Genomic DNA, 26482 nt, shown 5'->3' with positions numbered 1-26482 from the left:
ATCAGCCTTCCTTGAGGGTGGTGAGGCCGTGCGCGATGAAGACCGGGACCAGGTCGCCGATGCGGTCGAAGCCGGCGCCGACGGTCTGGCCCAGGGTGTAGCGGTAGTGGATGCCCTCGAGGATCACGGCGAGCTTGAACCACGCGAAGGCCGTGTACCAGGAGATGGCGGAGGTGTCGCGGCCGGACCGGGCCGCGTAGCGCCCGATGAGCTCGGCGGGGGTGGGGTGGCCCGCGGCGCCGCTCGTCGTGGAGACCGGTGACTCGGGCAGGCCCAGGTCGGAGCTGTACATCACCAGCAGACCGAGGTCGGTGAGCGGGTCGCCGAGGGTGGACATCTCCCAGTCCAGCACGGCCTTGATCCGGTCGTCCCGGCCGATCAGCACGTTGTCCAGGCGGTAGTCGCCGTGCACGACGGTGGGCGCGGGGGAGGTGGGGAGCCGTCGGCCGAGCGCGGCGTGCAGCTCGTCGATGCCGGCGAGCTCGCGGTTGCGGGAGGCGTCCAGCTGCTTGCCCCAGCGCCGCAGCTGCCGGTCCAGGAAGCCGTCCGGGCGCCCGAAGTCGCCGAGGCCGACGGCCGCGGGGTCCACGGCGTGCAGGTCCACCAGTGTGTCCACGAGCCCGAGGACGACGGCCCGGGTGCGGTCGGCGCCGAGCGGGGCGAGCTGTTCGGCCGTGCGGTACGGGGTTCCCTCGACGTACTCCATGACGTAGAAGGGCGAGCCGACGACCGCGTCGTCCTCACAGAGCAGGAGCGTCTCCGGCACCGGGACCGCCGTGGTGTGCAGGGCGCTGATCACCCGGTGCTCGCGCTTCATGTCGTGCGCGGTGGCGAGCACATGGCCCAGCGGAGGCCTGCGCACGACCCACTGCCCGGAGCCGTCGGTGACGACGTAGGTGAGGTTCGACCGGCCACCCTCGACGACCCGGGCGTCGAGCGGTCCGTTCACCAGCCCCGGCCGCTCACGGTCGAGATGGCCGCGCAGCCGGTCGAGATCGAGACCTGGCGGGTGGACTGGGCTCATGGGGCGCACCTCCGGGGCGGTTGGACGGTCGGCACCATGATGCCGACCAGTCGGTATGTCGTCCAGTGCCTGCCCGGAAAAGGAGAGGTGATCTCCGGCTCCCCGGTCAGGGCCGCAGGGCTGATCTCACCGGGGCGGCGAGGCCCCGAGCGCGTACAGGTCCACCGGATCCCAGGTGCCGGGCGGTCACGGCCTGAGTTGCGGACACCTCCACCCGCCCCGATCGTCGGAACATGAAGGCGATCAGTTACAGCAGCTACGGCTCGGCCGACGTACTGGAGTACGGCGAGCGGCCCGACCCGAAGGTCGGGCCCGACGCGGTCCTGGTGAAGGTGCGGGCAGCCGCCGTGAACCCCGTCGACTGGAAGGCCCGCGAGGGGTATCTCCAGGCGGGGCTGGAAGCGGTGTTCCCCGTCATCCCCGGCTGGGACGTCTCCGGTGTCGTGGTCCAGCCGGGCGCGGCCGTGGACGAGTTCGCGGTGGGGGACGAGGTCATCGGCTACGTACGCGAGGACTTCCTCTCGCGCGGCACCTTCGCCGAGTACGTCGCCGCGCCCGTGCGCACCCTCGCGCGCAAGCCGCTGAGCATCGGCTTCGAGGAGGCGGCGGGCCTGCCGCTGTGCGGCCTCACCGCCCACCAGGTGCTGCACCGCACCCTGAAGGTCCAGGAGGGCGAGACCGTCCTCGTCCACGCGGCCGCCGGCGGCGTCGGGTCGCTCGCCGTCCAGCTCGCCCGGCACGCGGGCTGCCGGGTCGTCGGCACGGCAGGGCCCCACAACCACGACTACGTACGCCGGCTGGGCGGGGAACCCGTGGAGTACGGCGACGGGCTGGCCGCCCGGCTGAGGGAACTGGTCCCCGAAGGCTTCGACGCGGCGTTCGACACGGTCGGCGGCGAAGCGCTCCGGGTCTCCGCCGAGACCCTCGCGCCCGGCGGCCGGCTCGCGTCCATCGCGGACGCCGAGGTCTTCTCCTACGGCGGGCGCTACGCCTTCGTGCGGCCCGACGCGGCGGACCTCGCCCATCTCGCCGAACTCGCCGAGCAGGGCATCATCGCCGTCCACGTCGACCGGGTCTTCCCGCTGGAGCGGGCCGCCGACGCCTACCGGCTCAACGAGGAGGGCCGCACCCGGGGCAAGATCGTCGTCACCGTGGACTGGGAGGGCTGAGCGGGGCCCCGGTCAGAACAGCGTCACGACGGCGAGCACCGCGAGCGCGACCGTGCACGCGGCCGCCGTCAGCGCGTGGCGGGGCGACAGCGCGGCGGGCCGCGCGGTACCCATGCCCGTCACCCGGCGGTGGGCCACTCCGAGGAACCCCAGCCAGGCCAGCAGGCTCAGCGCCACCGCGAACACCCCGGCACCGGTCGCCCCGACGTGCAGTGCCTGCCGGACCGCGAGCAGCGCCACCACCGTGCACGTCAGAGTGGTGCGGCGCCAGGCCAGCCGGGTCCGCTCGGGCTGGAGACCGGGATCGCGCCCCTCGGTGGTCACCGGCCCTCCCAGCCGAACAGGACCACCACCACCATCGCGAGGGCCACCACGGCGACCACGAGGCCGAGCAGCGCGGGGAAGCGCGACACCGGCAGATCCTCCCCCCGCCGCATCGCGCGCTCGCACCGCACCCAGTGGTTGACGGACCGCAGCGCGCAGAGCACCCCGGCCGCCAGCAGCCCGAGCGCCAGGCCGGCGCGGACGCCCCAGGCCAGTGAGGGCAGGAACTGGTCGACGGCGAAACCGCCGCCGACGAGCGCGAGAGCCGTCCGGATCCAGGCCAGGAAGGTGCGCTCGTTGGCGAGGGAGAAGCGGTAGTCCGGGGTGTCGCCCTCCTCCCGGATCCGCTCCGGGGCGAACCACAGCCGCAGTCCCCGTACGAAATCGCTCACGCGGTGGCTCCCGCTCCGCGTCCGGCCCGGAACTCCCGCAGCCGGTGGTACGTCTCCAGCCCGTCGGGCACCCACGTCCAGTCACCGAGGCGCGCCTCCAGCTCGGCATCGGTCAGGAAGGTGTGCCAGGCGACCTCCTCGGCCTGCGGCCTGACCGGAAGTTCGCAGCGCACCTCGTAGACGGACGACCACCAGGTGTGCCGGGGGCTCTCGTAGAGGTACGTGAAGAGGTGCGTGGGGCGGGGGAGCCCGGAGACCCCCAGCTCCTCCTCGGCCTCCCGCAGTGCCGCCTCGTCGTACGACTCGCCCGCGCCGACGACACCGCCGACGAACATGTCGTGGTGCGAGGGGAAGACCAGCTTCGTGGCCGTCCTGCGGTGCACGAACAGCCGGCCCGCCGCGTCCCGGGCCTCGACGAAGACGCAACGGTGGCGCAGGCCGCGCGCCGTCGCCTCGCCCCTGGGCGCCTGCCCGACGACCTCGTCGTTCTCGTCGACAATGTCCAGTACCTCGTCAGCCGGAGTCATGGGGCCCATCCAACATCAGCCGGTCCGCCGCGGTGGATCCGTGTCTCCGCTTCCCCTCGGGCATCGCAGGATGCAGCCCCAGGAGCACGATCCCGGCCACGATCGCCGCAAGCCCCACGGCCTGCCAGGCAAGGGCGCCCGTGTCGGTGCGCACCCGGTCGCCGAGGAATCCGATGCCGCAGATGATCCCCGCCAGCGGCTGCGCGGCGGTCAGCGCCGGCAGGGACATCCGCAGCGGCCCGGCCTCGAACGCGCTCTGGACCAGGACCAGTCCGGTCACTCCGAGGACGAGGACGACGTACGGCTGCCAGGTGGTCAGCATCGCCGCCCAGCCGTCGTCGGCCAGCCGCTCCCCGCTGACCCTGGTCAGGGCGTCCTGCAGGCCGTAGAGCAGCCCCGCCGCCAGCCCGAGCAGCACAGGGGTCCCACGCGTACGCGGGTGCCTGGCGCTCGCGGTCAGGATCACGGCGACTCCCGCCACCACGCCGATCACCAGCCACTGCCGCAGCGACGCCGTGACCGCCTCGCCGCCGCGGGGCTCGCCGGCCAGCAGGAACGCGGTGACCCCGCCCGCCAGCAGGCAGAGGCCTCCCCAGCCCTGTTTCCCCAGCCGCTGGCCCGTGCGGTGCCGTGACAGTGCCATCGCGAAGAGCAGGTTGGTCGCCAGGAGAGGCTCCACGACCGACACCTCGCCCTGGCCGAGCGCCAGGGCGCCGAGGGCCATTCCGCAGACCATCAGGCCGAGCCCGGCCAGCCAGCTCGGCACCCGCATGAGGTCGAGCAGCAGCCTGGGGGAGAGGAAGTCGCTCAGGGGCGCGCGGCGGGCGGCGTCCTGCTGGAGGACGAATCCGAAGCCCAGGCAGCAGGCCGCGCCCACCGACAGCAGCAGTACCAGCACCGACACGGTCCGACGATAGCCCGACGACCCCGCCGGATCGGTGAGGGCGCCACCGGCAGGACGGTTGACGTGGACGTGGCCCGTACCGAAGATCTGACCCACAAGTAACTTCGCCCGCCCCGCCAGCCGGCTGCACCGCACCGCACCGCTCCGAAGGATGGAACCCATGCCGTACGACGCTGATGTGATCGTGATCGGGGCAGGACTCGCGGGGCTGGTGGCCACCGCCGAGCTCGTCGACGCGGGCCGCTCGGTGATCCTGCTCGACCAGGAACCCGAGCAGTCCATCGGTGGCCAGGCGCACTGGTCCTTCGGCGGCCTCTTCCTCGTCGACTCGCCCGAGCAGCGCCGGCTGCGGATCAAGGACAGCCGCGACCTGGCCCTCCAGGACTGGTACGGCACGGCCGGCTTCGACCGTGCGGAGGACCACTGGCCACGGCGGTGGGCCGAGGCGTACGTCGACTTCGCGGCAGGGGAGAAGCGGTCCTGGCTGCACGCCCAGGGGCTGCGGCTCTTCCCCGTCGTCGGCTGGGCCGAACGCGGCGGCTACGACGCGAACGGCCACGGCAACTCCGTCCCCCGCTTCCACATCACCTGGGGCACCGGCCCCGGCGTCGTCGCCCCCTTCGAGCGGCGGGTCCGCGAAGGCGTCGCGAAGGGTCTCGTCCACCCCCGCTTCCGCCACCGGGTGACCGGCCTCGGCCGCTCGGCCGGAGCGGTCGACACGGTCACCGGCGAGATCCTCGCGGAGAGCGGCGCCGAGCGGGGCACCGCGAGCAGCCGTGAGGTCACCGGCACCTTCGAGCTCAGGGCGCAGGCCGTGATCGTCACCTCCGGAGGCATCGGCGGCAACCACGACCTCGTGCGCGCGCAGTGGCCCGAGAGGCTGGGCACGCCGCCGGAGAAGATGCTCTCCGGTGTCCCCGCCCACGTCGACGGGCTGATGCTGGGCATCGCCGAGAAGGCCGGCGCCCACCACATCAACAAGGACCGGATGTGGCACTACACGGAGGGCATCGAGAACTGGAGTCCGATCTGGGACAAGCACGGCATCCGCATCCTGCCCGGCCCGTCCTCCCTCTGGCTGGACGCCCGCGGCAAGCGGCTCCCGGTCCCGCTCTTCCCGGGCTTCGACACGCTGGGCACCCTCGAACACATCATGCGGTCCGGCCACGGCTACACCTGGTTCGTCCTCGACCGGAGGATCATCGGCAGGGAGTTCGCGCTCTCCGGTTCCGAGCAGAACCCGGACCTGACCGGGAAGTCGGTGCGCGACGTGATCGGCAGGGCGCGCGCCGATGTCCCCGGCCCCGTGCAGGCGTTCATGGACAAGGGCGTGGACTTCGTCGTCGAGAAGGACCTCGGCGCGCTCGTACGGGGAATGAACGCCCTCACCGGTGAAGGGCTCATCGACGAGGAAGCCCTGCGCGGCGAGATCACGGCCCGCGACCGAGAGGTCGCCAATCCCTTCACCAAGGACCTCCAGATCACGGCGATCAACGGAGCCCGCGCCTATCTGGGCGACCGGCTGATCCGCACGGCGAAGCCGCACCGCATCCTCGACCCGGCGGCGGGCCCGCTCATCGCCGTACGGCTGAACATCCTCACCCGTAAGTCCCTCGGAGGGCTGGAGACCGACCTGTCCTCCCGCGTCCTGACCGGGGACGGTGCCCCGCTGCCCGGGGTGTACGCGGCGGGGGAGGCGGCGGGCTTCGGCGGCGGCGGGGTCCACGGGTACCGCTCCCTGGAGGGCACGTTCCTCGGCGGCTGCATCTTCTCGGGCCGGACCGCGGGCCGGGCGGCGGCGGAGGCCACGGGCTGACGGACGCCCCGGCGGTGACGGCTGACGGGGCGTCCGGCCCCGGTGGTGACGGGAGCTTCACGAGCTTGTCCCGATTGTGTGCCGTCACGGGGGGCGGCCGAAAAGCGACGGTAGCCTTGCGGCGCTCAGGACGTCCCGGGTCCTGGGACGTCGTACCAGGTGAACCGAAGCGGGGGACGGACATGGTCGGACGTGGCGGGAACGCGATGTCGCGCAGGCAGATACTCAGGCTGGCCGGGACGGGGCTCGGGCTGGCCGTGCTCGGGGCCGGGGCCGTGGGATGCGGTCCCGAGGAGGACGCTCCGGCCGGCGGCGCCACGCCGGGCGCGGAGAAGAACGGCGATGCCTTCACCACCCCGCCGCCCGGCACCGCGCCCGAGCCGCTGTGGCAGGCGGACACGGCGAACACCAGCCTCTCCGGGAGCGGCGCGCTCGCCGTGGCCGACGGCCTGGTCCTGGTGGCGGGCGACCCCCTCGTGGGACGGGACGCGGTGAGCGGCAAGGAGACGTGGTCACGCGCCGGCATCACCACGCCGGGCGCCCAGCTCGTCCTCGGCGGGGGCACGCTCCACCTCGCCAGTGCGGAGTACGACGGCGACGTGGTGGGGCTGGATCCGGCCACGGGCAAGGAGACCTGGCGCAGCCGCCTGGGCGACGAGTACCAGCAGCCGCGCCCCATGGCGGCCGACGAGAGCCGGGTCTACGTGCTGGCCGGCATCCTGGAGAAGGACTTCACCTCGCCGAACAACGTGATCGCCGCGATCGACACCGCCTCGGGCAAGGTCGCCTGGCGCGAGCAGCGCGACGCGGGGACCGAGGAGTACGGCATCAACGCCGCGGTCGTCGGCGAGCACCTCGTCTACACGGACTACCGCGAGAACGTGACCGTCCGGGACACCGCCACCGGTAGGCAGGTCTGGACGAAGAAGCTCGGCCGGTCCAACCACCGCCGGTTCGCCGTGCACGAGGAGCTGGTGGTCGTGGCGGACGGACAGCGGCTGCGGGCGTTCGAACTGTCCGGGGGCAAGGAGCGCTGGTCGCTCACCACGGAGGAGTTCAGCAGGTTCAACGACCCGCATCTGCTGGACGGCGTGCTCTACGCCTCCGACAGTGCGCGCGGCCTGTGGGCGGTGGACCCCGCCACGGGCAAGGAGATCTGGCACAACGAGGACCTGCGGGACACGGCGACGCAGGCGTGGCAGTTCGTCAAGGTGGGCGGCGTGCTGTACGGCGCCACCGAATTCGACAAGGACGGCGGGGTGCACGCCTTCGACGCGGCGACCGGGAAGCTGCGCTGGACCTACAACGACGGGACCGGCGACATCCAGCGTTGGTACGTGGCGGCGGCGGGCGAGCGGCTGGCCGTGATGCACGGGAAGCGGCTCTACGCGCTCCCCGCGGTCTGACCGGTCCCGTCCCGCGGTCCCGGCTGCCGCGAACCGTGCGCGGCGGCCGGGACGAGCCGTTCCACCACCCGGAAGCGCTCCGCCACGATCATCGTGTCGTCGTCCACGGTGAACAGCGGGTCACCGAGCGCCTCCCGCATCTCCTCGCCGTGCCAGAACGCCTCGTGTCCCGCGCGCCACTGGGCCACCGAGGTGTAACCCTCGCCCTCGTCCAGGGCGTGCCGCAGATCCACGGCCCCCAGCGGCAGCACCCGCACCTCCGTCAGCTCGACCACGGCGACCTCCCGGCCGTCGGAGTCGACCAGAGCGGACCGCTCGCCCACGGGAGGGAGCTCCTCCCGCTCCATCTCGTACTCCAGGAGCAGCCCGGAGGTGGAGACCTTCTCGCCCGACAGCACGGCCGCCACCAGCCGGTCGCGCAGGGGCCCGGGAAAGGCGAGGACGAGGGGTTTGAGCGCTTCACGGTTCTCCATCGCGGCAGTGTGGCACGTGTCACGCCCTCCTCGCCCGTCGGTGCCGCAGGCGGCGCGCGAACTGCGTGAATGGTTCAGTCCACTCCCCGGAACCGGTCAACTCCGGTGTGGATCAAGGTGGTTGGGGGCGGGTCGACCTTGACGCAGAGCATTGCCTACCGCTTTGCTGTGCGCGATCGCCTGCTCGCACACAGCATCGAAATGTGCTGGTGTCATGTCGAAGCCGAAAAGGAAACCCGCGGATGTCTCCGCCTCCGCCGCCCCTGGGCCGTGCCCGCCGTAAGGGCGGACGCCCGGACCACGCCTTCGACCCGGCGCTCGACGACAGCGAACTCATCGACGCACGCGGACAGTTCATCCAGGGGCGCTGGACCAGGGCCCGCGCCCTGCTCGTCGCGACCGGGAGGGACTGGGACCGCCGGGGCCATCGCGTGCTCTCCCTCGCCGCCGTCCCGTCCGCCACCGGCTGGGCGGATGACTGGCTGCTCGCCGAACCCGACAGCTCCGACGCCAGGACGCTGCTCGCCTGCGCCACCGTGATCCGCGCCCAGCGACCCGAGGCGACCGCCGCCGACGGCGACCGGGCCCGCGAAGCCTGCCGGGCCGCCGTCGAGAGCGACCCCGCCGACCCCACCCCCTGGCTCGGCCTGATGATGCTGGCGCGGACGCACGGCACCCACGGGGCTGCCGCCCGGCACTTCGAGGAGATCCGCGCCCGCCACCCCGAACACCACCACGCCCACCACCTCATGACGGCCGTCCTCGCCGAGGCGCACCCCGAGAGCGACCCGCTCCACGAGGTGTACGACTTCGCCGCGTGGGCCGCCGAACAGGCCCCGGCGGACTCGCCGCTCGCCGTGCTCCCCGTGGTCGCCCACGCCGAGCGCTACAGGGTGCTGGCCGCTGCCGGTGCCGTGTCCGACGAACCGGCGGCCTCGGGCCACTGGTCGGGACGCCGGGCCAGACAGGTGATGAAGGCGGCCTTCGACTGGTGGCTCGAGTGGGAGCGCGAGGACCACCCGCGCCACCGCGCCGACCTCAACTTCCTCGCCCACGCCAAGACCTGCGAGGGCCGCCCCGCCGAGGCCGCCGCGATCTTCCACCGCATCGGACCCCATGCGACCGAAGCCCCGTGGTCGTACGCCGGACGTGACCCGTATCCCGCATTCCTCGCCGCGCGCACCCGCGCGATCGGCGCCCCCTGACGCACAGTGATATCGACGAAGGGACCACCCCCGCCATGTCGACGGGCAGAACAGGTACGAGCGAGACCGGCACCACCGGCGACACCGGCGGGATCAACACCTACAAGGGCGAGGAACGCGCCCTGCGCGCCGACCGGCTCGGCACCCCCGGGTTACTCCTGTCCGTCCTCGCCGCCAGCGCCCCCCTGATGGTCGTCGCGGGGGTGATGCCGACCGTCTTCGGGGTGATGGGCATCGTCGGGCAGCCCCTGCTCTACGTCATCCTCGGCATCGTCCTGATGCTGTTCGGCGTCGGCTACGCGGAGATGAGCCGGCACGTCCACAACGCAGGCGCCTTCTACGCGTACATCGCCCGCGGCCTCGGTCCCACGGCCGGCGCGGGCGCCTCGCTCGTCGCCCTGGTCGCCTACAGCGCCATGCAGGTCGGCATCTACGGCATCCTCGGCTTCGAGGTCTCCGGCCTCTTCGCCACCTATCTCGACATCGAGCTCCGGTGGTGGATACCCGCCCTCGCGGCCGTGGCCGTCGTCGGCGCACTGGGCTGGCTGAAGATCGACCTCAACGCCAAGGTCCTCGGCGTACTGCTCGTCATCGAGTGCGCCCTCGTCGTGATCTTCGACATCGCCGCCGTCGGCGATCCCGGCCCCGAGGGACTCTCCCTGCACGCGTTCGACCCCGAGACCCTCACCGGCGCGGGCCTGGGCACCGCCCTCTGCTTCTGCATCGCCGCGTTCGTCGGCTTCGAGCAGGCCCCCGTGTACGCCGAGGAGACCAGCAGGCCACAGGTCGTCGTGTCCCGTGTGATGTTCCTGGCCGTCGGCTACGCAGCCCTGTTCCTCGCCGTCAGCTCCTGGGCCCTGACCGTCGCCGCGGGTCCCTCCTCCATCGCGGACACCTCCTTGGAGGAGGGCCCGGGGATGCTCTTCGGCCTCACCGAGGAGCGGCTCGGCGCCACCTTCACCGACGTCCTGCACGTCCTGTTCGTGACCGGCATGTTCGCCGCGCTGCTCAGCTTCCACAACGTGGTCGCCCGCTACGCGTTCGCCATGGGCCGGGAGGGGCTGCTGCCCGCCGGCTTCGGCCGCACCAACAAGTCGAGCGGGGCCCCTGCCACCGGCTCCGTGCTCCAGTCCGCGGTGTCCGTCGTGATCGTGCTGGCCTTCGCCCTCACCGACGACAAGCCGGCCGGGGACCCCACCGCGCCGGTCCTGCACCTGTTCACCTGGATGGGCAACGTCGGAGCGCTCGGCGTCATCGTGCTGATGGCGGCCGCGTCCTTCGCCGTCATCGCGTTCTTCGTACGGCGCGGTGCCGGCCGCGCCCAGGCGCCCCGGCTCGTCGCCTCCGCACTCGCGGGCCTCGCCCTGCTGGCCATCGCCGTGTTCACCGTCCGGGACTTCGACGTCCTGGTCGGCTCCGGCCCCGGCTCGACGCTGAACTGGCTGCTGCCCGGCGTCATCGTCCTGGCCCTCGTCGGCGGCCTGGCCTACGGGGCGCTGCTGCGCCGCACCAGGCCGGACGTCCACGCGAGGATCGGACTCGGCAACGAGGCCTTTCAACTGGAGAAGGCGGCCGAGAGCGGCCAGGGCCCGCGCTGACCCGCTTCCTTTCGGAAGTGTGACGCCCGCCCGCGGGCCCTGGTGGCGGACGGCCGCGGGTGGTCGACTGGGAGGGTGAACAATCATCCTCCTGCCGACGGCACACCCGTCGGCCGCCGTCTGGTGCTCACCATGCTCGGCCTCGGCGCCGCGGGGGTGGCGGCCGCCCCCGTGCTGCAGCGCACGCTGGAGAGCGGGCTGGGCGCGGTCGCGGACAAGGACCCCACCGGACTCACGGGCCTGCTGCCCAACGGCGGTGGGTTCCGCTACTACTCGGTCGTCACCTCCGTGCCCGAGAGGACCACCGCCGACTACCGGCTCACCGTGGACGGCATGGTCGACCGCCCGACGACGTACACGCTGGACTCGCTCAGGGCACTTCCGCAGACCCGGCTCGTGCGCGACGTCCAGTGCGTCACCGGCTGGCGGGTGCCCGAGACCCCGTTCGAGGGAGTCAGGCTCTCGGCGCTGCTGGACGCGGCAGGGGTACGGCCCGGTGCGAGCACGATCCGGTTCACCTGTTTCGACGGCGCCTACAGCGAGAGCCTCACCATCGGACAGGCCAGGCGCCCGGATGTCCTGGTCGCCCTGCGCATGCAGGACAAGCCGCTGGTCCACTCGCACGGCGGCCCGGTCAGGCTCTACGTGGCACCGATGTACTTCTACAAGTCGGCGAAATGGCTGTCCGGGATCACCGTCACCGACTCCGTGCGCCCCGGATACTGGGAGGAGCTCGGCTATGACGTCGACGCCTGGGTCGGCCGGTCCAACGGCCGCGAAGACGCCCCCACCGTCTGAGCCCTCGTCGAGGCTCCGGCGCTTCACCGTCGCGGAGCGCTGGGTGCACCGCACCACGGCGTGGCTGACGCTGCTCTGTGTCGCCACGGCCGCCTGTCTGTACATCCCCCAGCTCGCGGAACTCGTCGGCCGCCGGCGCCTCGTGGTCACCGTGCACGAGTGGTCCGGGCTGCTCGTCCCCGTGCCGCTGCTGGCCGGGCTGGTCTCCCGCGCCCTGCGCGCCGACCTCTCCCTGCTCAACCGGTTCGGACCGCACGACCGGCAGTGGCTGCGGGCCGCCCTGCGCCGCGACCGCACGCCCGGATCACGGCCGGCCGGGAAATTCAACGCGGGCCAGAAGCTCTACGCGGCCTGGATCGCGGGCGCCGTGCTCGTGATGCTGGGCACCGGGCTGCTGATGTGGTTCACCGATCTGGCCCCGCTGGTGTGGCGCACGGGGGCGACCTTCGTCCACGACTGGCTGGCGCTCGCGATCGGCATCGTCCTCGCCGCACACATGGCGAAGGCGCTCGCCGACCCGGAGGCACGCCGAGGCATGCGTACCGGGTCGGTCGAGCGCCACTGGGCCCGTTCCGAGCACCCGCTGTGGCGGGAGCCGGAGGAGTAGGACGGCCGGACCGCTACAACACCAGCGACAGCAGCATGATGAAGCCCAGCGAGACGACGGAGATGATCGTCTCCATCACCGACCAGGTCTTGATCGTCTGCGGGACGTCCATGCCGAAGTACTCCTTCACCAGCCAGAACCCCGCGTCGTTGACATGGCTGAAGAAGAGCGAGCCCGCACCGACCGCGAGGACGAGCAGCGCGACGTGCGACGTCGACAGGTCGGCGGCGAGCGGGGCGACCAGACCGGCCGCGGAGATGGTGGCCACGGTCGCCGAGCCCGTCGCCAGCCGGATCGCGACGGCGATCAGCCAGCCGAGCAGCAGGGCGGGGATCGACCAGTTCTCGGAGAACTCCAGGATCATCTGGCCGACACCGGCGTCGATCAGGGTCTGCTTGAACCCGCCGCCGGCGCCCACGATCAGGAGGATGCCCGCGATCGGGGCGAGCGACTTCTCGACGGTGCCGGAGAGACGGCCCTTGGTGAACCCGGCCGCACGGCCCAGGGTGAACATGCCGACGATCACGGCTGCGAGCAGCGCGATCAGCGGCGAACCGATGACGTCGGTGACCCGCTGGACGTGGTTCTCCGGGTCGTCCACCACGATGTCGACGAGTGCCTTGATCAGCATCAGCACGACGGGGAGCAGGATCGTCGCCAGGGTCGCGCCGAAGCTCGGCCGACGGTCCAGTTCCTCCGACGGGCGCTGCGGGATCATCTTCTCCGGCGGCTGGATGTCCACCCAGCGGGCGGCGTAGCGGGAGAAGACCGGACCCGCGATGATCACGGTGGGGATGGCCACCAGTACGCCGAGGGCCAGCGTGACACCCAGGTTGGCACCGAGGGCGTCGATCGCGACCAGCGGACCGGGGTGCGGGGGGATCAGCCCGTGCATCACGGAGAGACCGGCGAGCGCGGGGATCCCGATCCGCATCAGGGAGTAGTTGCCGCGCTTGGCGACCAGCAGCACCACCGGAATCATCAGGACGATTCCGACCTCGAAGAACAGCGGAAGTCCGATGATCGAGGCGATCAGGACCATCGCCCACGGCATGGCCCGGCCGCTCGCCCTCGCGAGGATCGTGTCGACGATCTGGTCGGCGCCGCCGGAATCGGCGAGCAGCTTGCCCAGGATGGCGCCGAGGGCGATGAGGACACCGACACCCGCGACGGTGGAACCGAGGCCCGCGGTGAAGCTCGCGATGGTCTTCGCCGGGTTGGCCCCGGCGAACGAGCCGAGCGCCAGCGAACCGATGGTCAACGCGAGGAACGCGTGCATCTTGAACTTGGTGATGAGCAGGACGATGACGGCGATACCCGCCAGGACTGCGATGCCCAGCTGTGCGTTGCCGGCCGAAGTGATCGGTTCGACGGCATCCGCTGCCAGCATCTCGACGCTGAGACTGGTCACGGTGGTGTTCCTTAGTTCGCGAGCTGCCGCAGCGCGGCGACGGCCCGGTCGGTGATTTCCTCAGGAGTGCCGGACACGTCGACGGAGACGCCCGCCTCGTCCTCCTGCAGGGGCTGCAGGGTGGCGAACTGGGAGTCGAGCAACGCGGTCGGCATGAAGTGGCCCTTGCGGTCCGCCATGCGGCGTTCGATGAGGGCCCGGTCTCCGGTCAGATGAAGGAAGACGGCATCAGGGGCCCCGGTCCGGAGCCGGTCGCGGTAGACGCGCTTGAGCGCCGAGCTGCTGACCACGCCGCCGAGCCCCGCCCGGCCGTGTGCCCACTTCCCGATCGCGTCCAGCCACGGCCACCTGTCGTCGTCGTCCAGCGGCGTGCCGGCGGTCATCTTGGCGATGTTGGCCGGCGGGTGGAAGTCGTCGCCCTCGGCATAGGGGACGCCGAGCGCGTCGGCGAGCAGAGGACCGATCGTGGTCTTGCCGGTGCCTGCTACGCCCATCACCACGACGACATGGGGGGTGCTCATTGGGTGCCTCGCTGTCTTCATCGACATTCGGTCCGTCGACGTCGGTCCGTCGCGCTACTGAAACCCATTACATACGACTTATTCAAGTAGCTGTGACATAAACGTCGTACTTTTTGTTCCCGCAGGCCGCCCCGTAGGCTTGTGGGCATGACCACACCTGCCCAGGGGCTCCATACGCATGTGCTGGACGCCCTGGGTCTGGAGATCGCGGCGGGTGACTGCCCGCCCGGCCGGGTGCTGCGCACCGATGAGCTCGCCCAGCGCTTCGACGTGTCGCGCACCGTCGTACGCGAAGTGATCCGCGTCCTGGAATCCATGCACCTGGTCGAGTCCCGGCGCAGGGTCGGAGTGACCGTGCGGCCCACCGACGAGTGGAACGTATACGACCCCCAGGTCATCCGCTGGCGCCTCGCCGGATCCGACCGGCCCCGGCAGCTGCGCTCCCTCACCGTGCTGCGGTCCGCCGTGGAACCCGTCGCAGCGGGCCTCGCGGCCCGGCACGCCAGCGCCGAGCAGTGCGCCGCCCTCACCGAATGCGCCCTCGGCATGGTCGCGACCTCGCGCGGCCAGCAGCTGGAGGGCTACCTCCGGCACGACATCGCCTTCCACCGCATCGTGCTCAACGCCTCCGGCAACGAGATGTTCGCGCGGCTGGGCGACGTCGTCGCGGAGGTCCTCGCGGGGCGTACCCACCACCAGGTGATGTTCGAGGACCCGGACCCGGCCGCCGTCACGCTCCACGTCCGGCTCGCCGAAGCGGTACGGGAGGGTGACTCGGCGGAGGCCGAACGGCTGACCAAGGAGATCGCCGTCGGCGCGCTCCACGAACTGGACGTCCTCGCCCCCTGAGCAGGGGGCCCGCCCCGGTACGGTGGTCGGTGAACGATCTTCAGCAGAAATCGGGACAGTCGGGATGGGAGACCACGGTATGGCGCAGCAGGTGAAAGGTGTCATCGCACCGGGGAAGAACGAGCCGGTACGGGTCGAGACGATCATCGTGCCCGACCCGGGACCCGGTGAGGCGGTCGTGAAGATCCAGGCGTGCGGCGTCTGCCACACCGACCTCCACTACAAGCAGGGCGGCATCAACGACGACTTCCCGTTCCTGCTCGGCCACGAGGCCGCGGGTGTCGTGGAGTCCGTCGGCGACGGCGTCACCGACGTCGAGCCCGGAGACTTCGTCGTCCTCAACTGGCGTGCGGTGTGCGGCCAGTGCCGCGCCTGTCTGCGCGGCCGCCCCTGGTACTGCTTCGACACCCACAACGCGAAGCAGAAGATGACCCTCCTGGACGGCACGGAGCTCTCCCCGGCGCTCGGCATCGGCGCGTTCGCGGAGAAGACCCTCGTCGCCGCGGGCCAGTGCACCAAGGTCGACCCCGGGGTCTCCCCGGCGGTCGCCGGACTGCTCGGCTGCGGCGTCATGGCCGGCATCGGCGCCGCCATCAACACCGGCCAGGTCGGCCGCGGCGACTCCGTCGCCGTCATCGGCTGCGGCGGTGTCGGCGACGCGGCGATCGCCGGAGCCAGGCTCGCGGGAGCGGCGAAGATCATCGCGGTCGACATCGACGACCGCAAGCTGGAGACGGCGAAGAAGATGGGCGCCACCCACACCGTCAACTCCCGCTCGGACGACCCCGTCGAGGCGATCCGCGCACTGACCGGCGGCAACGGCGCCGACGTCGTCATCGAGGCGGTCGGCCGCCCGGAGACGTACAAGCAGGCGTTCTACGCCCGGGACCTCGCCGGAACCGTCGTCCTCGTCGGCGTCCCCACCCCGGAGATGCAGGTCGAACTCCCGCTCCTCGACGTGTTCGGACGCGGCGGTTCGCTCAAGTCCTCCTGGTACGGCGACTGCCTGCCCTCGCGTGACTTCCCGATGCTCATCGACCTGCACCAGCAGGGACGCCTCGACCTGGGCGCCTTCGTCACCGAGACGATCCAGCTCGACGAGATCGAGCAGGCGTTCGCCCGGATGCACGACGGCGACGTCCTGCGCTCGGTGGTGATCCTCTGATGGCCGCCCGCATCGACCACCTGGTCACCTCCGGCACCTTCGCCCTCGACGGCGGGGAGTGGGACGTCGACAACAACGTCTGGATCGTCGGCGACGACACCGAGGCCGTCGTCATCGACGCCGCCCACGACGCCGCCGCGATCCAAGCGGCGCTCGGCGGCCGTACGCTGCGCGCGATCATCTGCACCCACGCGCACAACGACCACATCGACGCCGCTCCCGCCCTCGCCGACGCGACCGGGGCGCCGATCCTGCTGCACCCGGACGACCTGCCGCTCTGGAAGCAGACCCACCCGCACCGCGCCCCCGACGCCGAACTGGCCGACGGCCAGGAGCTGGAGGTCGCCGGGACGCGCCTCACGGTGCTGCACACCCCGGGCCACGCACCGGGCGCCGTCTGCCTCCACGCCCCGGGGCTGAACACCGTCTTCACCGGCGACACGCTCTTCCAGGGCGGGCCCGGCGCCACCGGGCGGTCCTTCTCGCACTTCCCGACGATCATCGACTCGATCAGGGACCGGCTGTTCGCCCTCCCGCCGGAGACCGCCGTCCGGACCGGACACGGTGACTCCACCACCATCGGCGCGGAGGCCCCGCAGCTGGAGGACTGGATCAACCGCGGGCACTGACCGCGGCGGGGCTCACCGGTCCGGCCACGCGGAGAGCCGCAGCCCGCTCTCGAAGCGGTGCGGCTCACCCGTGACCGGATCGGTGAACTCCAGCGTCTTCGCCAGCAGTTGCAGCGGGCGCGCGTAGTCCTCGTGCTCCGGCTCGGGCTCCACCACCGGATAGACCGGATCGTTCACCAGCGGCAGCCCCAGCGCGTTCATGTGCACCCGCAGCTGATGGGTGCGGCCCGTCGCCGGCAGCAGACGGTAGCGGCCCAGGGCGCCCCGGTGCTCCAGCAGCTCGACCCGGCTCTCACTGTTCGCAGGCCCCGGCTCCTCGCGCGCCGCGATGACCCCGCGCTCCTTGACGATCCGGCTCCGCACGGTACGGGGAAGCGCGAGCCGCGGATCGTACGGAGCCACCGCCTCGTACTCCTTGCGCACCAGCCGGTCCCGGAACAGCGTCTGGTAGGCGCCCCGGTCGTCCGGCCGTACGACGCAGAGCACCAGGCCCGCCGTCAGCCGGTCCAGCCGGTGGGCGGGCTGCAGTTCCGGCAGGTCCAGCTCCCTGCGCAGCCGGGCCACCACGGTCTGCGTGATGTGCCGGCCGCGCGGGGTCGTCGCGAGGAAGTGCGGCTTGTCGGCGACGACGAGACGCTCGTCCCGGTGGACCACGCCCACCGGGTACGGCACGGGCTCCTCCGGCGCGAAGTCCCGGTGGAACCAGAGACGGCGCCCGGCCGTGTACGGCTCGTCCGCACGCACCGCACCGCCGTCCTCCCCGACGAACCTGCCCTCCGCAAGCATGACGTCCACGCGCCCGGCGCCGATCGCCCCGGCGAACCGGTCCAGCAGATGCTCCCGGACGGTCGGCCAGGCGCCGTCCGGGTCCTCGGGGAGTCTGACCCGCACCGGATCGACACCGTCCCGCTGGGGGAGCGGGGCGGCGGGTGGCCTGGCCCGTCTTCGCATGGGTTCGTTCCTTGCCGCGGGGGCCGGAGAGGCCGACAACGACGAATCTCCGGAGAGTCGTACGACTCTCCGGAGATTCGGTAACACATCGGGACGATCCAATGAACGTCTCGCTGGTGTCCGAGGGGGGACTTGAACCCCCACGCCCGATAAAGGGCACTAGCACCTCAAGCTAGCGCGTCTGCCATTCCGCCACCCGGACCGGGTGTGTCTTCCGGGGCCCTGCCCGTTCCGACGTGGAAAACAATAGCAAACCTTCGGGGGTGCTCGATCACGCCCCGGGCATGCCCGGGGCGTGTGAACGACGCATGACGGGGGCCGGGCGGCCTTGGGTGTGCGGAGCCGGCGCGCGAGGATGAGGGGGAGCACCACCGCGACAGTGGAAGGAAGCAGCGTGAGCGAGACCAACACGGCCCGGGCCGGCATCGGCGAGACCGCCGAGAATGAGGTCGTGGACCTCTGTCGTGACCTGATCCGGATCGACACCAGCAATTACGGCGATCACTCGGGCCCCGGTGAGCGGGCCGCCGCCGAGTACATCGCCGAGAAGCTCGCCGAGGTCGGGCTGGAGCCGAAGATCATCGAGTCCCACAAGGGCCGTGCCTCGACCGTGGCCCGGATCGAGGGCGAGGACTCCTCCAGGCCGGCGCTCCTGATCCACGGCCACACCGACGTCGTGCCGGCCAACGCGGCGGACTGGACGCACGACCCGTTCTCCGGGGAGATCGCGGACGGGTGCGTCTGGGGCCGTGGCGCGGTCGACATGAAGGACATGGACGCGATGACCCTCGCGGTCGTACGGGACCGCATGCGCAGCGGCCGTAAGCCCCCGCGTGACATCGTGCTGGCTTTCCTCGCCGACGAGGAGGCCGGCGGCACGTACGGGGCCCGCCACCTCGTCGACAACCACCGGGACCTCTTCGACGGCGTCACCGAGGCGATCGGTGAGGTCGGCGGCTTCTCGTTCACCGTGAACGAGAACCTGCGGCTGTACCTCGTGGAGACCGCGCAGAAGGGCATGCACTGGATGCGGCTCACCGTGGACGGCACCGCCGGACACGGCTCGATGACCAACGACGACAACGCCATCACCGAGCTCTGCGAGGCCGTCGGCCGGCTCGGGCGGCACAAGTGGCCGGTCAGGGTGACCAAGACCGTGCGGTCCTTCCTGGACGAGCTGTCCGACGCGCTGGGCACTCCGCTCGACCCCGAGGACATGGAGGCCACGCTCGCCAAGCTCGGCGGGATCGCCAAGATGGTCGGAGCCACCCTGCGCAACTCCGCCGCCCCGACCATGCTCGGCGCCGGGTACAAGGTGAACGTGATCCCGGGACAGGCCACCGCGCACGTGGACGGACGCTTCCTGCCCGGTTACGAGGAGGAGTTCCTGGCCGACCTCGACCGGATCCTCGGGCCGCGGGTGAAGCGCGAGGACGTGCACGGCGACAAGGCGCTGGAGACCGGCTTCGACGGCTCCCTGGTGGACGCGATCCAGCTCGCGCTCAAGGCCGAGGACCCGATCGCCCGCGCCGTGCCGTACATGCTCTCGGGGGGCACCGACGCGAAGTCCTTCGACGACCTCGGCATCCGCTGCTTCGGCTTCGCCCCGCTGAAGCTCCCGCCGGAGCTGGACTTCGCCGGCATGTTCCACGGTGTGGACGAGAGGGTTCCGGTGGACGGCCTGAAGTTCGGCGCCCGGGTGCTCGACCGGTTCATCGGCCACTCCTGAATTCCCCGATGCGCCGCGACAGAATTCGCCTGTCTGTGCGTACTCATCAGAAAGGGTGAAAGGGGCCGCGTGCTCGTAGCCCCGTCACTCCCTCCTCGTTACATGTGATGCGGTCCGCGGCTGGGACCGCACTTGTCAACCAGGAGGAATAATGATCAAGAAGGTCGTCGCAATCGCGGCTGCTACCGGTGGTCTCGTGCTCGCGGGTGCGGGTATGGCTTCCGCCGACGCCGGTGCCCAGGGTGCCGCCATCGGCAGCCCCGGCGTGCTCTCGGGCAACGTCGTTCAGGTGCCGGTCCACGTTCCGGTGAACGTGTGCGGCAACACGATCAACGTGATCGGGCTGCTGAACCCCGCCTTCGGCAACACCTGCGTCAACGCGTGACGATGCGCGTCAACCCGTGAGGGTGTGAGTCCGGTCGGCCCCGGAGTGCGCTCCATGCACTCCGGGGCCGCTGGGCATTCGGTCCCGGCCACGACTGTGCCCGGGACATTTCGGTAGGCAGAAGGCAGGAAAGCAACCTATGCGACAGGTCACACGTAAAGGCCTGATCACCATGGCAGCGGCGGGCGGCGTGCTCGCGCTCGGCAGCGGTTACGCGCACGCCGACGCGGGTGCGGCGAGCGGCGCGTCGAATTCACCGGGAGTGCTCTCGGGGAATTCGATCCAGGTCCCGATCGATGTACCCGTCAACGTGTGCGGAAACTCCGTGGACGTCGGCGGTCTGCTCAATCCCACGAGCGGAAACGACTGCGGAAACGGATCTGCGGATCCAGGTCACGCGTACACCTCGGACGGCGGATCCTCGTCCGGACACGGGTCCGGAGGTCAGGCTTCCGGACACGGCTCCGGGAGCCAGGCGTCCGGTCACGAGAACGTCCAGGACAGTGGAGCGGGGACGGGCCGGCACCGTGCGTCCGGTACCTCGGCACAGGCGGAGACGACCGGTTCCCCGGGGATCCTCTCCGGCAACCAGGTGCAGGCACCGGTCGAGATCCCGGTGAACCTCTGCGGCAACAGCGTGACCATCGGCGGACTGCTCAACCCGGTCTTCGGCAACGACTGCGAGAACGACACGGAGACGGCCCCACCTCCCGTCGTGCCGCAGACACCGCAGACACCGCACACCCCGGAGCGGCCGGCCACGCCGGACGCGCCTCCGGCTCCCGAGACCCAGCTCGTGGCGGGCGAGCAGCTCGCGCACACCGGTGGCGGCGGGCTCGACCTGCTCGTCCCGGCGGGCGCCGGCCTGCTGCTCGCCGGTGCGGGCACGGTCCTGTACCGGCGTTCGCGGAGCGCCGCGTAGCGGTACGGAGACATCCGGTGTGACGAGCGGGTTCCGCATGGGCGGAGCCCGCTCCCTGCTACCAGGTGGGCCGGAGCTGGCGGATGATGCGGCGGCGCAGCCGCACCCGGCGGCTGCCGTCATGGCGCAGCGCAAGCCGGTCCAACTCCCAGTGCCCGTACTCGGCATGGTCGGTCAGCAGTCTGGCCGCTTCCTTGCGGGACACCCCGCGCGGCACGTACACGTCGATGAATTCGTATTCCGGCATCGCATCTATTGTGCGGGCAGGCCCCCGGTACGGATAGCGTCTGTCCCATGTCTGATGCTGCGCAGCCCACCGCTGCCGAGGTACGCGCCGCCGCCGATGCAGTCAAAACCGCGCTCGACCGCCACCTGCAGGCAGTCGAACGCCGTACCGGGGACGACGACCCCGCTGTGTACGACGCGTTCAACGCACTGGCCGCTGCGGCCGAGGTCTACGACGAACTGCTCTACGACCGCTACGACGAGGTCACCCCCTTCGAGATCCCCTCCGCCGAGGACTCCCTCCCGCCGTACGCGGGTCCGGAGGAACCGCACGCCGTCAGCGTCCTGATCAGGCGTGACTACGCGGTGGCGGAGCCGGCGCGGCTGCTCGCCCAGGCGGAGCGGCTCGCCGACCTCGATCCGGAGGGGCACGAGGGTGAGGCCCTGCCGACCGGGGGTGCCGGTGTGCACGCCGCGCTTGGGGTGGTGTTCGGCGAGTACGAGGCGGATGAAATCGCCTCCCGGCACCATGAGTTCGGCCTGGAGGAGGGGGACTCCACCCTCTGGGTCTCCGCCGCGGAGGAGCTCCCCGAGCCGGGGGAGTGGCTCCGGGCGCCGTTCGACGAGGTGGATCCCGCCATGGTGGTCTGCCGCTTCGACGTCAGCTCGGTCTTCGACGAGGACGACGACATGGCCGACGAGGCGGAAGAAGACGCGGAAGAAGACGCGGACGGGGCGGCCCCGGGCCGCGCCTGACCCCCCTGAGCACGGAGACGGCCCCGGTACCGCACCGGGGCCGTCTCCGTGCTCGGGTGACTGCCTACGAGGCGTCCGGAGCGGGCAGCGCCTCCAGCAGCGGGCGGAGCCGGGTCGTCCGCTCCTGCGCCGGGACCTCGGCCACCGCGCGTGGCAGGGCCTGGTCCACGCCGTGCACCACGGAGAGGTGCCGCTCGGCACGGCTGAACGCCGTGTACACCCAGGGCCTGCTGAGCGCCTGGGCGGCGTCCCCGGGCAGCACGACGACGACGGCGGGCCAGCGCATCCCGGCCGCCTGGTGGGCGCTGAGCGCCCAGCTGTGGCGCACCGAGGTCTCCACCCGGTCCTGCGGTACGACGACGGGGGTGCCCGCACAGTCCAGGTGCAGGCCCTCCTCGTCGGCCGACACGACCGAGCCGGGCACCGCCCTGCCGGGTGCGGGGACATGGACCACACGATCGCCGGGGTCGAAGCCGCCGAACCTGCCGGGTCCCGGATTGAGCCGCTGCTTGAGCGCCGCGTTCAGCGCCTTCGTGCCCGCCGAGCCGCCGTGCCCGACCGTGATCACCTGGGTGTCGGTGGAAGGTACGCCGATGGCACGCGGCACCGAGTCGGCCACCAGCTGCACCGTGCGGTGGACGGCCTCGCCCGCGTCCCGGACGGGAACGATCACCACTTCCCTGCCCGGCGCCTCGACCTGGGTGAGCTCTCCGATGCCGATGCCGGAGACCAGCTCGCCGATCGGCCCGGGGTCGGGAGTGCGCGAGATCACGTGCGGGCAGGAGCGCGCCGCGATCACATCGGCGAAGACCCGGCCGGCACCGGCCGAACCGAGCACTCCCGGGTCCCCGCTCAGGACGAGCCGTGTGCCGTCGGCGAGGGACTCCACCAGCATCGCGGCCGTCTCCACGTCGAGCTGCGGGGCGTCCAGCACCACCAGCACGTCGAGGGCGAACGCGCCGTCCGCGTCCCGGCCGGGCCCCTCCTCGCCGGAGAGCAGGGCGGAGAGCGTGACGGCGGCACCCGGATCACCGACCGCGTCCGCCAGCCTGCGCCGGCCGTCGGCGCTGTGGGTGGTGCCCAGGGCCCGGAGACCGAGGCCGTGCGCGGCGGCGAGGAGGGCGGCGGGTTCGGCGCGGGCGGCCTCGCCGCCGCTGTGGGCCACCAGGCCCGCGGTCGAGGCCGCCCGGATCAGTTCGCCGGCCGAGGGGGACGGGGCGGCGGCCGCCGCGTCCGTCCAGTCGGCGCTCCTGTCGCAGGAGTTGACCAGCCGGGCCAGACCGTCGGCGAGTGCCTCCTCGGCCAGGGCGTACCGGTCGAGCCCGAGCAGGACCCGCGCCGGTTCCGCGTCGGCCCGCGCCTCGCCCTCGGGCGCCTCGTCGGCCCCGTCCGCCGGCTCCGGCTCCATGGCGTCGGCACCGGCATCGGCTTCGTCGTCCTGGAAGACCAGCACCACGCCCTCGGCGACGGCGTGCTGGACCGCCTCCCCGGGATCGGCCACCGAGAAGGCGGCCAGTGCCGTGCGCACCTCGTCGGCGTCCTGCGCGGTGTGCCCCCGCAGAGCGGCCCGCTCCAGCAGCCAGGCCACCAAGGCCGCCGTACGCCGCTCGTCGTCGGGGCCGCACTCCGCGCCCAGCAGCGCACGCGCGAAGCCGTCCGCCTGCTCGGGCCGTACGCCGGGCAGGGCCAGCAGCTGCCACGGGTCCTCCCGGAGGACCTCGGCGGCGCCCTCGCCGAGCGTCGTCACCGCCGGCCGTGCCAGGACCTCGGGTGCCCCGCCCTCGGCGAGCACCGCCGCGACGGTGGCCGCGGCCTCGGGGGACGCGGCCCGCGGAGCCTGCTGCTCGGAGGGCCGTGAGGCGCGGTCGGGCGCGGCAGGAGCGGCAGGGGCCGCCCTGCGGGGTGCCGGCGGCGACGCGGGCGAGTCGAAGAAGGCGGTGCCCGGCCTCTCACCGCTCTCCACCGCACGGACCGCCGCGAGCAGATCCGCGGCCGGACCGCTCAGCTTCGTACCGGCCGGGATGGGGCCTTCCTTCTCGGCCTTGCGCTGCTCGATCCGCTCACGCAACTCGCGCTGTGCGGCCAGCTCGGCCTCGGCCTCCGACAGCGCGGGCGCCGCGGGGGCCTCGGGTGCCTGTCCCAGGTCCTGCGCGCCCTCCACGCCGTCGCCCGCCCCCTCCGCGCTCCCGGGAGCGCCCTCGTCGGGCGTGCCGGGCGTGTCAGCGGCCTGGGCGCCGGCGTCCTCGCCGGGCTCCTGGTCCTCGGCCGCGGGGTCCGGGGCTTCTTCCCGGGGGTGCGCAGTCACAGCGTGCTCCAGTCCTGATCGGGATAGCGGTGCACGGGCGCCGACACGTCGTCGAGCGCCTGGCAGATCTCGTCAGGAAGACTAAGCGCCTCCACCGACAACGCCTCGGTCAGCTGCTGCGCGTTGCGCGCCCCGATGACCGGAGCCACCACTCCCGGGCGGTCCCGGACCCAGGCGAGCGCGACGTGGAGGGGCGTCGTGGCGAGGCCGTCGGCAGCCGTGGCCACCGCGTCCACGATCCTGCTCGCCGCCTCGTCGAGGTACGGCTCGACGAACGGAGCCAGGTGCTCGGAGGCGGCCCGCGAGTCGGAGGGGGTGCCGGTGCGGTACTTGCCGGTCAGCACCCCGCGGCCGAGCGGCGACGACGGCAGCAGCCCCACCCCGAGGTCCAGCGCCGCCGGCAGCACCTCCCGCTCGATGCCGCGCTGCAGCAGCGAGTACTCCATCTGCGTACTGGCCAGCCGGGTGCGCCGGCCGGGCGCGGCGAGCTGCCACGTGGCCGCCTTGGCCAGTTGCCAGCCACTGAAGTTGGACACTCCGGCATATCTGACGCGCCCCGACGACACGGCCAGGTCCACCGCCTGAAGCGTCTCCTCCAGCGGTGTCACATGGTCGAAGGCGTGGATCTGCCAGAGATCGACGTAGTCCGTCCCCAGGCGCCGCAGGGACGCGTCGAGAGCGGCCAGCAGATGCCCGCGTGAACCGTCGAAGCGGCGAGAGGGATCGGGCACGCTGCCCGCCTTGGTCGCGACGACCAGATCCCGGCGCGGCACCAGGTTGCCCAGGAGGCGCCCCAGCAGGTGTTCGGCCTCCCCGCCGCCGTACACGTCGGCGGTGTCGACGAGGGTGCCGCCCACGTCCCAGAAGGCCTTGAGCTGGTCGGCGGCGTTGTGTTCGTCGGTGTCCCGGCCCCAGGTGAGGGTGCCCAGCCCGATCCGGGACACGCGAAGGCCGGTACGGCCGAGATGCCTCTGCTCCATGGGCGCTGAGGTTACTGGCCGAGCCCCCACGGGGTGGAGGCCTGTGGACGACCGCGGACCCCGGGCGAGCCTGCCGGACTCGGGCGCCCCGCGCTAGAGTCCCGCACGACAGGAACGTTACTGATCAGTAGAGGAGCGTGGGTATGCGGCTCGGCATCAATCTCGGTTACTGGGGTGCGGGGATGGACGACGACAACCTCGCCGTCGCCCAGGAGGCCGACCGGCTCGGCTACGACGTCTGCTGGGCGGCCGAGGCGTACGGCTCCGACGCGCCGACGGTGCTGGCCTGGGTCGCGGCCCGGACCGAGTCCATCGACGTGGGCTCCGCGATCATGCAGATCCCGGCCCGCCAGCCCGCCATGACGGCCATGACCGCCGCCACCCTCGACTCGCTCTCCGGAGGCCGCTTCCGCCTCGGACTCGGCGTCTCAGGACCGCAGGTCTCCGAGGGCTGGTACGGCGTGAAGTTCGACAGGCCGCTGGCCCGCACGCGCGAGTACGTCGAGATCGTGCGCAGGGCGATGTCCCGGGAGCGGCTGTCCTACGAGGGCGAGCACTGGACGCTGCCGCTGCCCGACGGCCCCGGCAAGCCCATCAAGCTGACGGTCCATCCGCAGCGCGAGCACATCCCGCTCTACATCGCCGCGATCGGGCCGAAGAACCTGGAGCAGACCGGCGAGATCGCCGACGGCGCCCTGCTGATCTTCCCGTCCGCCGAACACCTGGAGGAGACCGCGGTGCAGCACCTGCGGGCCGGGCGGGAGAAGGCCGGGAAGACGATGGAGGGCTTCGACGTCTGTCCGACCCTGCCGCTGGCGGTCGGCGACGACATCAACGGCCTCGCCGACATGTTCCGCCCGTACACCGCGCTCTACGTCGGCGGCATGGGCAGCCGCAAGCAGAACTTCTACAACCGGCTCGCCCAGCGCATGGGGTACGAGCAGGAAGCCGCCGAGATCCAGGACAAGTACCTGGCCGGTGACAAGGCCGGCGCCGCCGCCGCCGTACCGCACCGGCTCATCGACCAGACCACCCTGCTCGGCCCGGTGGACCGGATCGCCGACCGGATGCAGGCGTACGCGGCCGCGGGTGTCACGACGCTGACCCTCGCCCCGGCAGGCTTCACGCTCGACGAGCGGCTCGCCGCCCTGCGCGCGGGCACCGACGCCCTGGAGCGCTCCGGCCTCGCCGCGTAGCGTCCCCGGCGCAGCACCACGGCCGTGGTGGGGGCTCGGGGGCCTCCCCGCCACGGCCGTCTCCCGGAACAACGGGCGGGACGGGTCCCGGGTTACGCCCGGTACCCCTCCCGGCAGACCCGGGCAGGTCCGGCGGCCGCGAGGCGCCCGATCGGCCCTGCCCCGCCCTGCTCGTGTTGCCTACCGACGCGTACCGAATTTGACTGTGCCTCTGC

General features: G+C 72.0%; 27 protein-coding genes and 1 tRNA gene. 15 read left to right on the top strand and 13 right to left on the bottom strand.

All coding sequences use genetic code 11. The features are described from left to right. Position 1 precedes the first annotated feature (1 nt). Positions 2 to 1024: a phosphotransferase family protein gene (locus ABT001_RS28735; protein WP_351283321.1), complete on the bottom strand. Its 1023-nt coding sequence runs from the start codon at positions 1022 to 1024 to the stop codon at positions 2 to 4. A gap of 233 nt (positions 1025 to 1257) precedes the next feature. On the opposite strand from ABT001_RS28735, the gene ABT001_RS28730 reads away from it, so the two are divergent. Continuing rightward, on the top strand, positions 1258 to 2193 hold the full coding sequence (locus ABT001_RS28730; protein ID WP_351283319.1) for an NADP-dependent oxidoreductase: 936 nt from the start codon (positions 1258 to 1260) through the stop codon (positions 2191 to 2193). 12 nt (positions 2194 to 2205) lie between these two features. Here the strand turns inward: ABT001_RS28730 and ABT001_RS28725 are convergent, their stop codons facing one another. Genes ABT001_RS28725 through ABT001_RS28710 form a run of 4 tightly spaced genes read right to left on the bottom strand, consistent with a single transcriptional unit; the run spans position 2206 to position 4340 of the window. Next, entirely contained in the window at positions 2206 to 2517 is a 312-nt protein-coding gene (locus tag ABT001_RS28725) for a DUF202 domain-containing protein (RefSeq protein ID WP_351283317.1), read from the bottom strand. Then, positions 2514 to 2909: a YidH family protein gene (locus ABT001_RS28720; protein WP_351283314.1), complete on the bottom strand. Its 396-nt coding sequence runs from the start codon at positions 2907 to 2909 to the stop codon at positions 2514 to 2516. Before ABT001_RS28720 ends, ABT001_RS28725 begins: the two co-directional genes overlap by 4 nt. Then, positions 2906 to 3436, bottom strand: coding sequence for an NUDIX hydrolase (locus tag ABT001_RS28715; RefSeq protein WP_351283311.1), 531 nt, complete (start codon positions 3434 to 3436; stop codon positions 2906 to 2908). Before ABT001_RS28715 ends, ABT001_RS28720 begins: the two co-directional genes overlap by 4 nt. Continuing rightward, positions 3423 to 4340 (bottom strand): DMT family transporter, encoded by a 918-nt coding sequence (locus ABT001_RS28710; protein WP_351283308.1) that lies wholly within the window; start codon positions 4338 to 4340, stop codon positions 3423 to 3425. Before ABT001_RS28710 ends, ABT001_RS28715 begins: the two co-directional genes overlap by 14 nt. A 160-nt stretch (positions 4341 to 4500) precedes the next feature. On the opposite strand from ABT001_RS28710, the gene ABT001_RS28705 reads away from it, so the two are divergent. Continuing rightward, positions 4501 to 6156, top strand: coding sequence for an FAD-binding dehydrogenase (locus ABT001_RS28705; protein WP_351283306.1), 1656 nt, complete (start codon positions 4501 to 4503; stop codon positions 6154 to 6156). Positions 6157 to 6338: 182 nt separating this feature from the next. Next, on the top strand, positions 6339 to 7562 hold the full coding sequence (locus ABT001_RS28700) for an outer membrane protein assembly factor BamB family protein (protein ID WP_351283304.1): 1224 nt from the start codon (positions 6339 to 6341) through the stop codon (positions 7560 to 7562). On the opposite strand, the gene ABT001_RS28695 is transcribed toward ABT001_RS28700, so the two are convergent. Next, positions 7541 to 8035: an ASCH domain-containing protein gene (locus ABT001_RS28695; protein WP_351283302.1), complete on the bottom strand. Its 495-nt coding sequence runs from the start codon at positions 8033 to 8035 to the stop codon at positions 7541 to 7543. The genes ABT001_RS28700 and ABT001_RS28695 overlap by 22 nt on opposite strands. A 242-nt stretch (positions 8036 to 8277) precedes the next feature. Between ABT001_RS28695 and ABT001_RS28690 the strand changes: the two genes are divergently transcribed. The 4 genes from ABT001_RS28690 to ABT001_RS28675 all read left to right on the top strand — a co-directional run bounded on the left by ABT001_RS28690 (position 8278) and on the right by ABT001_RS28675 (position 12243). After that, a complete protein-coding gene (locus tag ABT001_RS28690; protein WP_351283299.1) occupies positions 8278 to 9240 on the top strand; it encodes a hypothetical protein in 963 nt (320 codons plus the stop codon). Between the two features lie 35 nt (positions 9241 to 9275). After that, positions 9276 to 10838: an APC family permease gene (locus ABT001_RS28685; RefSeq protein ID WP_351283297.1), complete on the top strand. Its 1563-nt coding sequence runs from the start codon at positions 9276 to 9278 to the stop codon at positions 10836 to 10838. A gap of 132 nt (positions 10839 to 10970) precedes the next feature. Continuing rightward, positions 10971 to 11636, top strand: coding sequence for a molybdopterin-dependent oxidoreductase (locus tag ABT001_RS28680; protein WP_351283362.1), 666 nt, complete (start codon positions 10971 to 10973; stop codon positions 11634 to 11636). Next, positions 11578 to 12243: a cytochrome b/b6 domain-containing protein gene (locus ABT001_RS28675; protein ID WP_351283294.1), complete on the top strand. Its 666-nt coding sequence runs from the start codon at positions 11578 to 11580 to the stop codon at positions 12241 to 12243. Before ABT001_RS28680 ends, ABT001_RS28675 begins: the two co-directional genes overlap by 59 nt. A gap of 13 nt (positions 12244 to 12256) precedes the next feature. Here ABT001_RS28675 and ABT001_RS28670 read toward each other — a convergent pair whose 3' ends face one another. Continuing rightward, complete coding sequence (locus tag ABT001_RS28670; RefSeq protein ID WP_351283292.1) at positions 12257 to 13654, bottom strand: GntP family permease; 1398 nt, start codon at positions 13652 to 13654, stop codon at positions 12257 to 12259. 11 nt (positions 13655 to 13665) lie between these two features. Beyond that, positions 13666 to 14175, bottom strand: a complete 510-nt coding sequence (locus ABT001_RS28665) for a gluconokinase (protein WP_351283289.1) — start codon at positions 14173 to 14175, stop codon at positions 13666 to 13668. A 147-nt stretch (positions 14176 to 14322) separates the two neighbouring features. Between ABT001_RS28665 and ABT001_RS28660 the strand changes: the two genes are divergently transcribed. The 3 genes from ABT001_RS28660 to ABT001_RS28650 all read left to right on the top strand — a co-directional run bounded on the left by ABT001_RS28660 (position 14323) and on the right by ABT001_RS28650 (position 16818). Beyond that, on the top strand, positions 14323 to 15024 hold the full coding sequence (locus ABT001_RS28660; protein WP_351283287.1) for a FadR/GntR family transcriptional regulator: 702 nt from the start codon (positions 14323 to 14325) through the stop codon (positions 15022 to 15024). A gap of 79 nt (positions 15025 to 15103) precedes the next feature. Beyond that, positions 15104 to 16189 carry an S-(hydroxymethyl)mycothiol dehydrogenase gene (locus tag ABT001_RS28655; protein ID WP_351283285.1) on the top strand — a complete coding sequence of 362 codons (1086 nt, stop codon included), beginning with the start codon at positions 15104 to 15106 and terminating at the stop codon, positions 16187 to 16189. Next, positions 16189 to 16818 (top strand): MBL fold metallo-hydrolase, encoded by a 630-nt coding sequence (locus ABT001_RS28650; protein ID WP_351283282.1) that lies wholly within the window; start codon positions 16189 to 16191, stop codon positions 16816 to 16818. Before ABT001_RS28655 ends, ABT001_RS28650 begins: the two co-directional genes overlap by 1 nt. Positions 16819 to 16830: 12 nt before the next feature. On the opposite strand, the gene ABT001_RS28645 is transcribed toward ABT001_RS28650, so the two are convergent. Together ABT001_RS28645 and ABT001_RS28640 are read right to left on the bottom strand one after the other, a co-directional pair. Continuing rightward, on the bottom strand, positions 16831 to 17769 hold the full coding sequence (locus ABT001_RS28645) for a pseudouridine synthase (RefSeq protein WP_351283279.1): 939 nt from the start codon (positions 17767 to 17769) through the stop codon (positions 16831 to 16833). 114 nt (positions 17770 to 17883) lie between these two features. Further along, positions 17884 to 17971: transfer RNA gene (locus tag ABT001_RS28640), tRNA-Leu, on the bottom strand. A 192-nt stretch (positions 17972 to 18163) separates the two neighbouring features. On the opposite strand from ABT001_RS28640, the gene ABT001_RS28635 reads away from it, so the two are divergent. The 3 genes from ABT001_RS28635 to ABT001_RS28625 all read left to right on the top strand — a co-directional run bounded on the left by ABT001_RS28635 (position 18164) and on the right by ABT001_RS28625 (position 20805). Then, on the top strand, positions 18164 to 19498 hold the full coding sequence (locus ABT001_RS28635) for a M20/M25/M40 family metallo-hydrolase (RefSeq protein ID WP_351283276.1): 1335 nt from the start codon (positions 18164 to 18166) through the stop codon (positions 19496 to 19498). Positions 19499 to 19649: 151 nt separating this feature from the next. Then, positions 19650 to 19883: a chaplin ChpH gene (gene chpH, locus ABT001_RS28630; RefSeq protein WP_351283273.1), complete on the top strand. Its 234-nt coding sequence runs from the start codon at positions 19650 to 19652 to the stop codon at positions 19881 to 19883. A 139-nt stretch (positions 19884 to 20022) separates the two neighbouring features. After that, positions 20023 to 20805, top strand: coding sequence for a chaplin (locus ABT001_RS28625; RefSeq protein ID WP_351283271.1), 783 nt, complete (start codon positions 20023 to 20025; stop codon positions 20803 to 20805). Between the two features lie 58 nt (positions 20806 to 20863). On the opposite strand, the gene ABT001_RS28620 is transcribed toward ABT001_RS28625, so the two are convergent. Continuing rightward, positions 20864 to 21052 (bottom strand): DUF5703 family protein, encoded by a 189-nt coding sequence (locus tag ABT001_RS28620; protein WP_351283270.1) that lies wholly within the window; start codon positions 21050 to 21052, stop codon positions 20864 to 20866. Between the two features lie 47 nt (positions 21053 to 21099). Here ABT001_RS28620 and ABT001_RS28615 point away from each other — a divergent pair, with 47 nt between their 5' ends. Beyond that, positions 21100 to 21786 carry a hypothetical protein gene (locus ABT001_RS28615; protein ID WP_351283268.1) on the top strand — a complete coding sequence of 229 codons (687 nt, stop codon included), beginning with the start codon at positions 21100 to 21102 and terminating at the stop codon, positions 21784 to 21786. Positions 21787 to 21850: 64 nt separating this feature from the next. Here ABT001_RS28615 and ABT001_RS28610 read toward each other — a convergent pair whose 3' ends face one another. Both ABT001_RS28610 and ABT001_RS28605 read right to left on the bottom strand, forming a co-directional pair. After that, positions 21851 to 24091 (bottom strand): helix-hairpin-helix domain-containing protein, encoded by a 2241-nt coding sequence (locus ABT001_RS28610; protein ID WP_351283265.1) that lies wholly within the window; start codon positions 24089 to 24091, stop codon positions 21851 to 21853. After that, complete coding sequence (locus ABT001_RS28605) at positions 24088 to 25071, bottom strand: aldo/keto reductase (protein ID WP_351283263.1); 984 nt, start codon at positions 25069 to 25071, stop codon at positions 24088 to 24090. Before ABT001_RS28605 ends, ABT001_RS28610 begins: the two co-directional genes overlap by 4 nt. Positions 25072 to 25214: 143 nt before the next feature. Here ABT001_RS28605 and ABT001_RS28600 point away from each other — a divergent pair, with 143 nt between their 5' ends. Continuing rightward, positions 25215 to 26267 (top strand): LLM class F420-dependent oxidoreductase, encoded by a 1053-nt coding sequence (locus tag ABT001_RS28600; protein ID WP_351283260.1) that lies wholly within the window; start codon positions 25215 to 25217, stop codon positions 26265 to 26267. The last annotated feature ends 215 nt before the right edge of the window (positions 26268 to 26482 follow it).

The sequence above is a fragment of the Streptomyces sp. NPDC002793 genome (assembly GCF_040295485.1).
In the GTDB taxonomy this organism is placed as follows: domain Bacteria; phylum Actinomycetota; class Actinomycetes; order Streptomycetales; family Streptomycetaceae; genus Streptomyces.
Note: the sequence above shows the minus strand (reverse complement) of the source record. Positions and strands in the feature narration are given on the sequence as shown.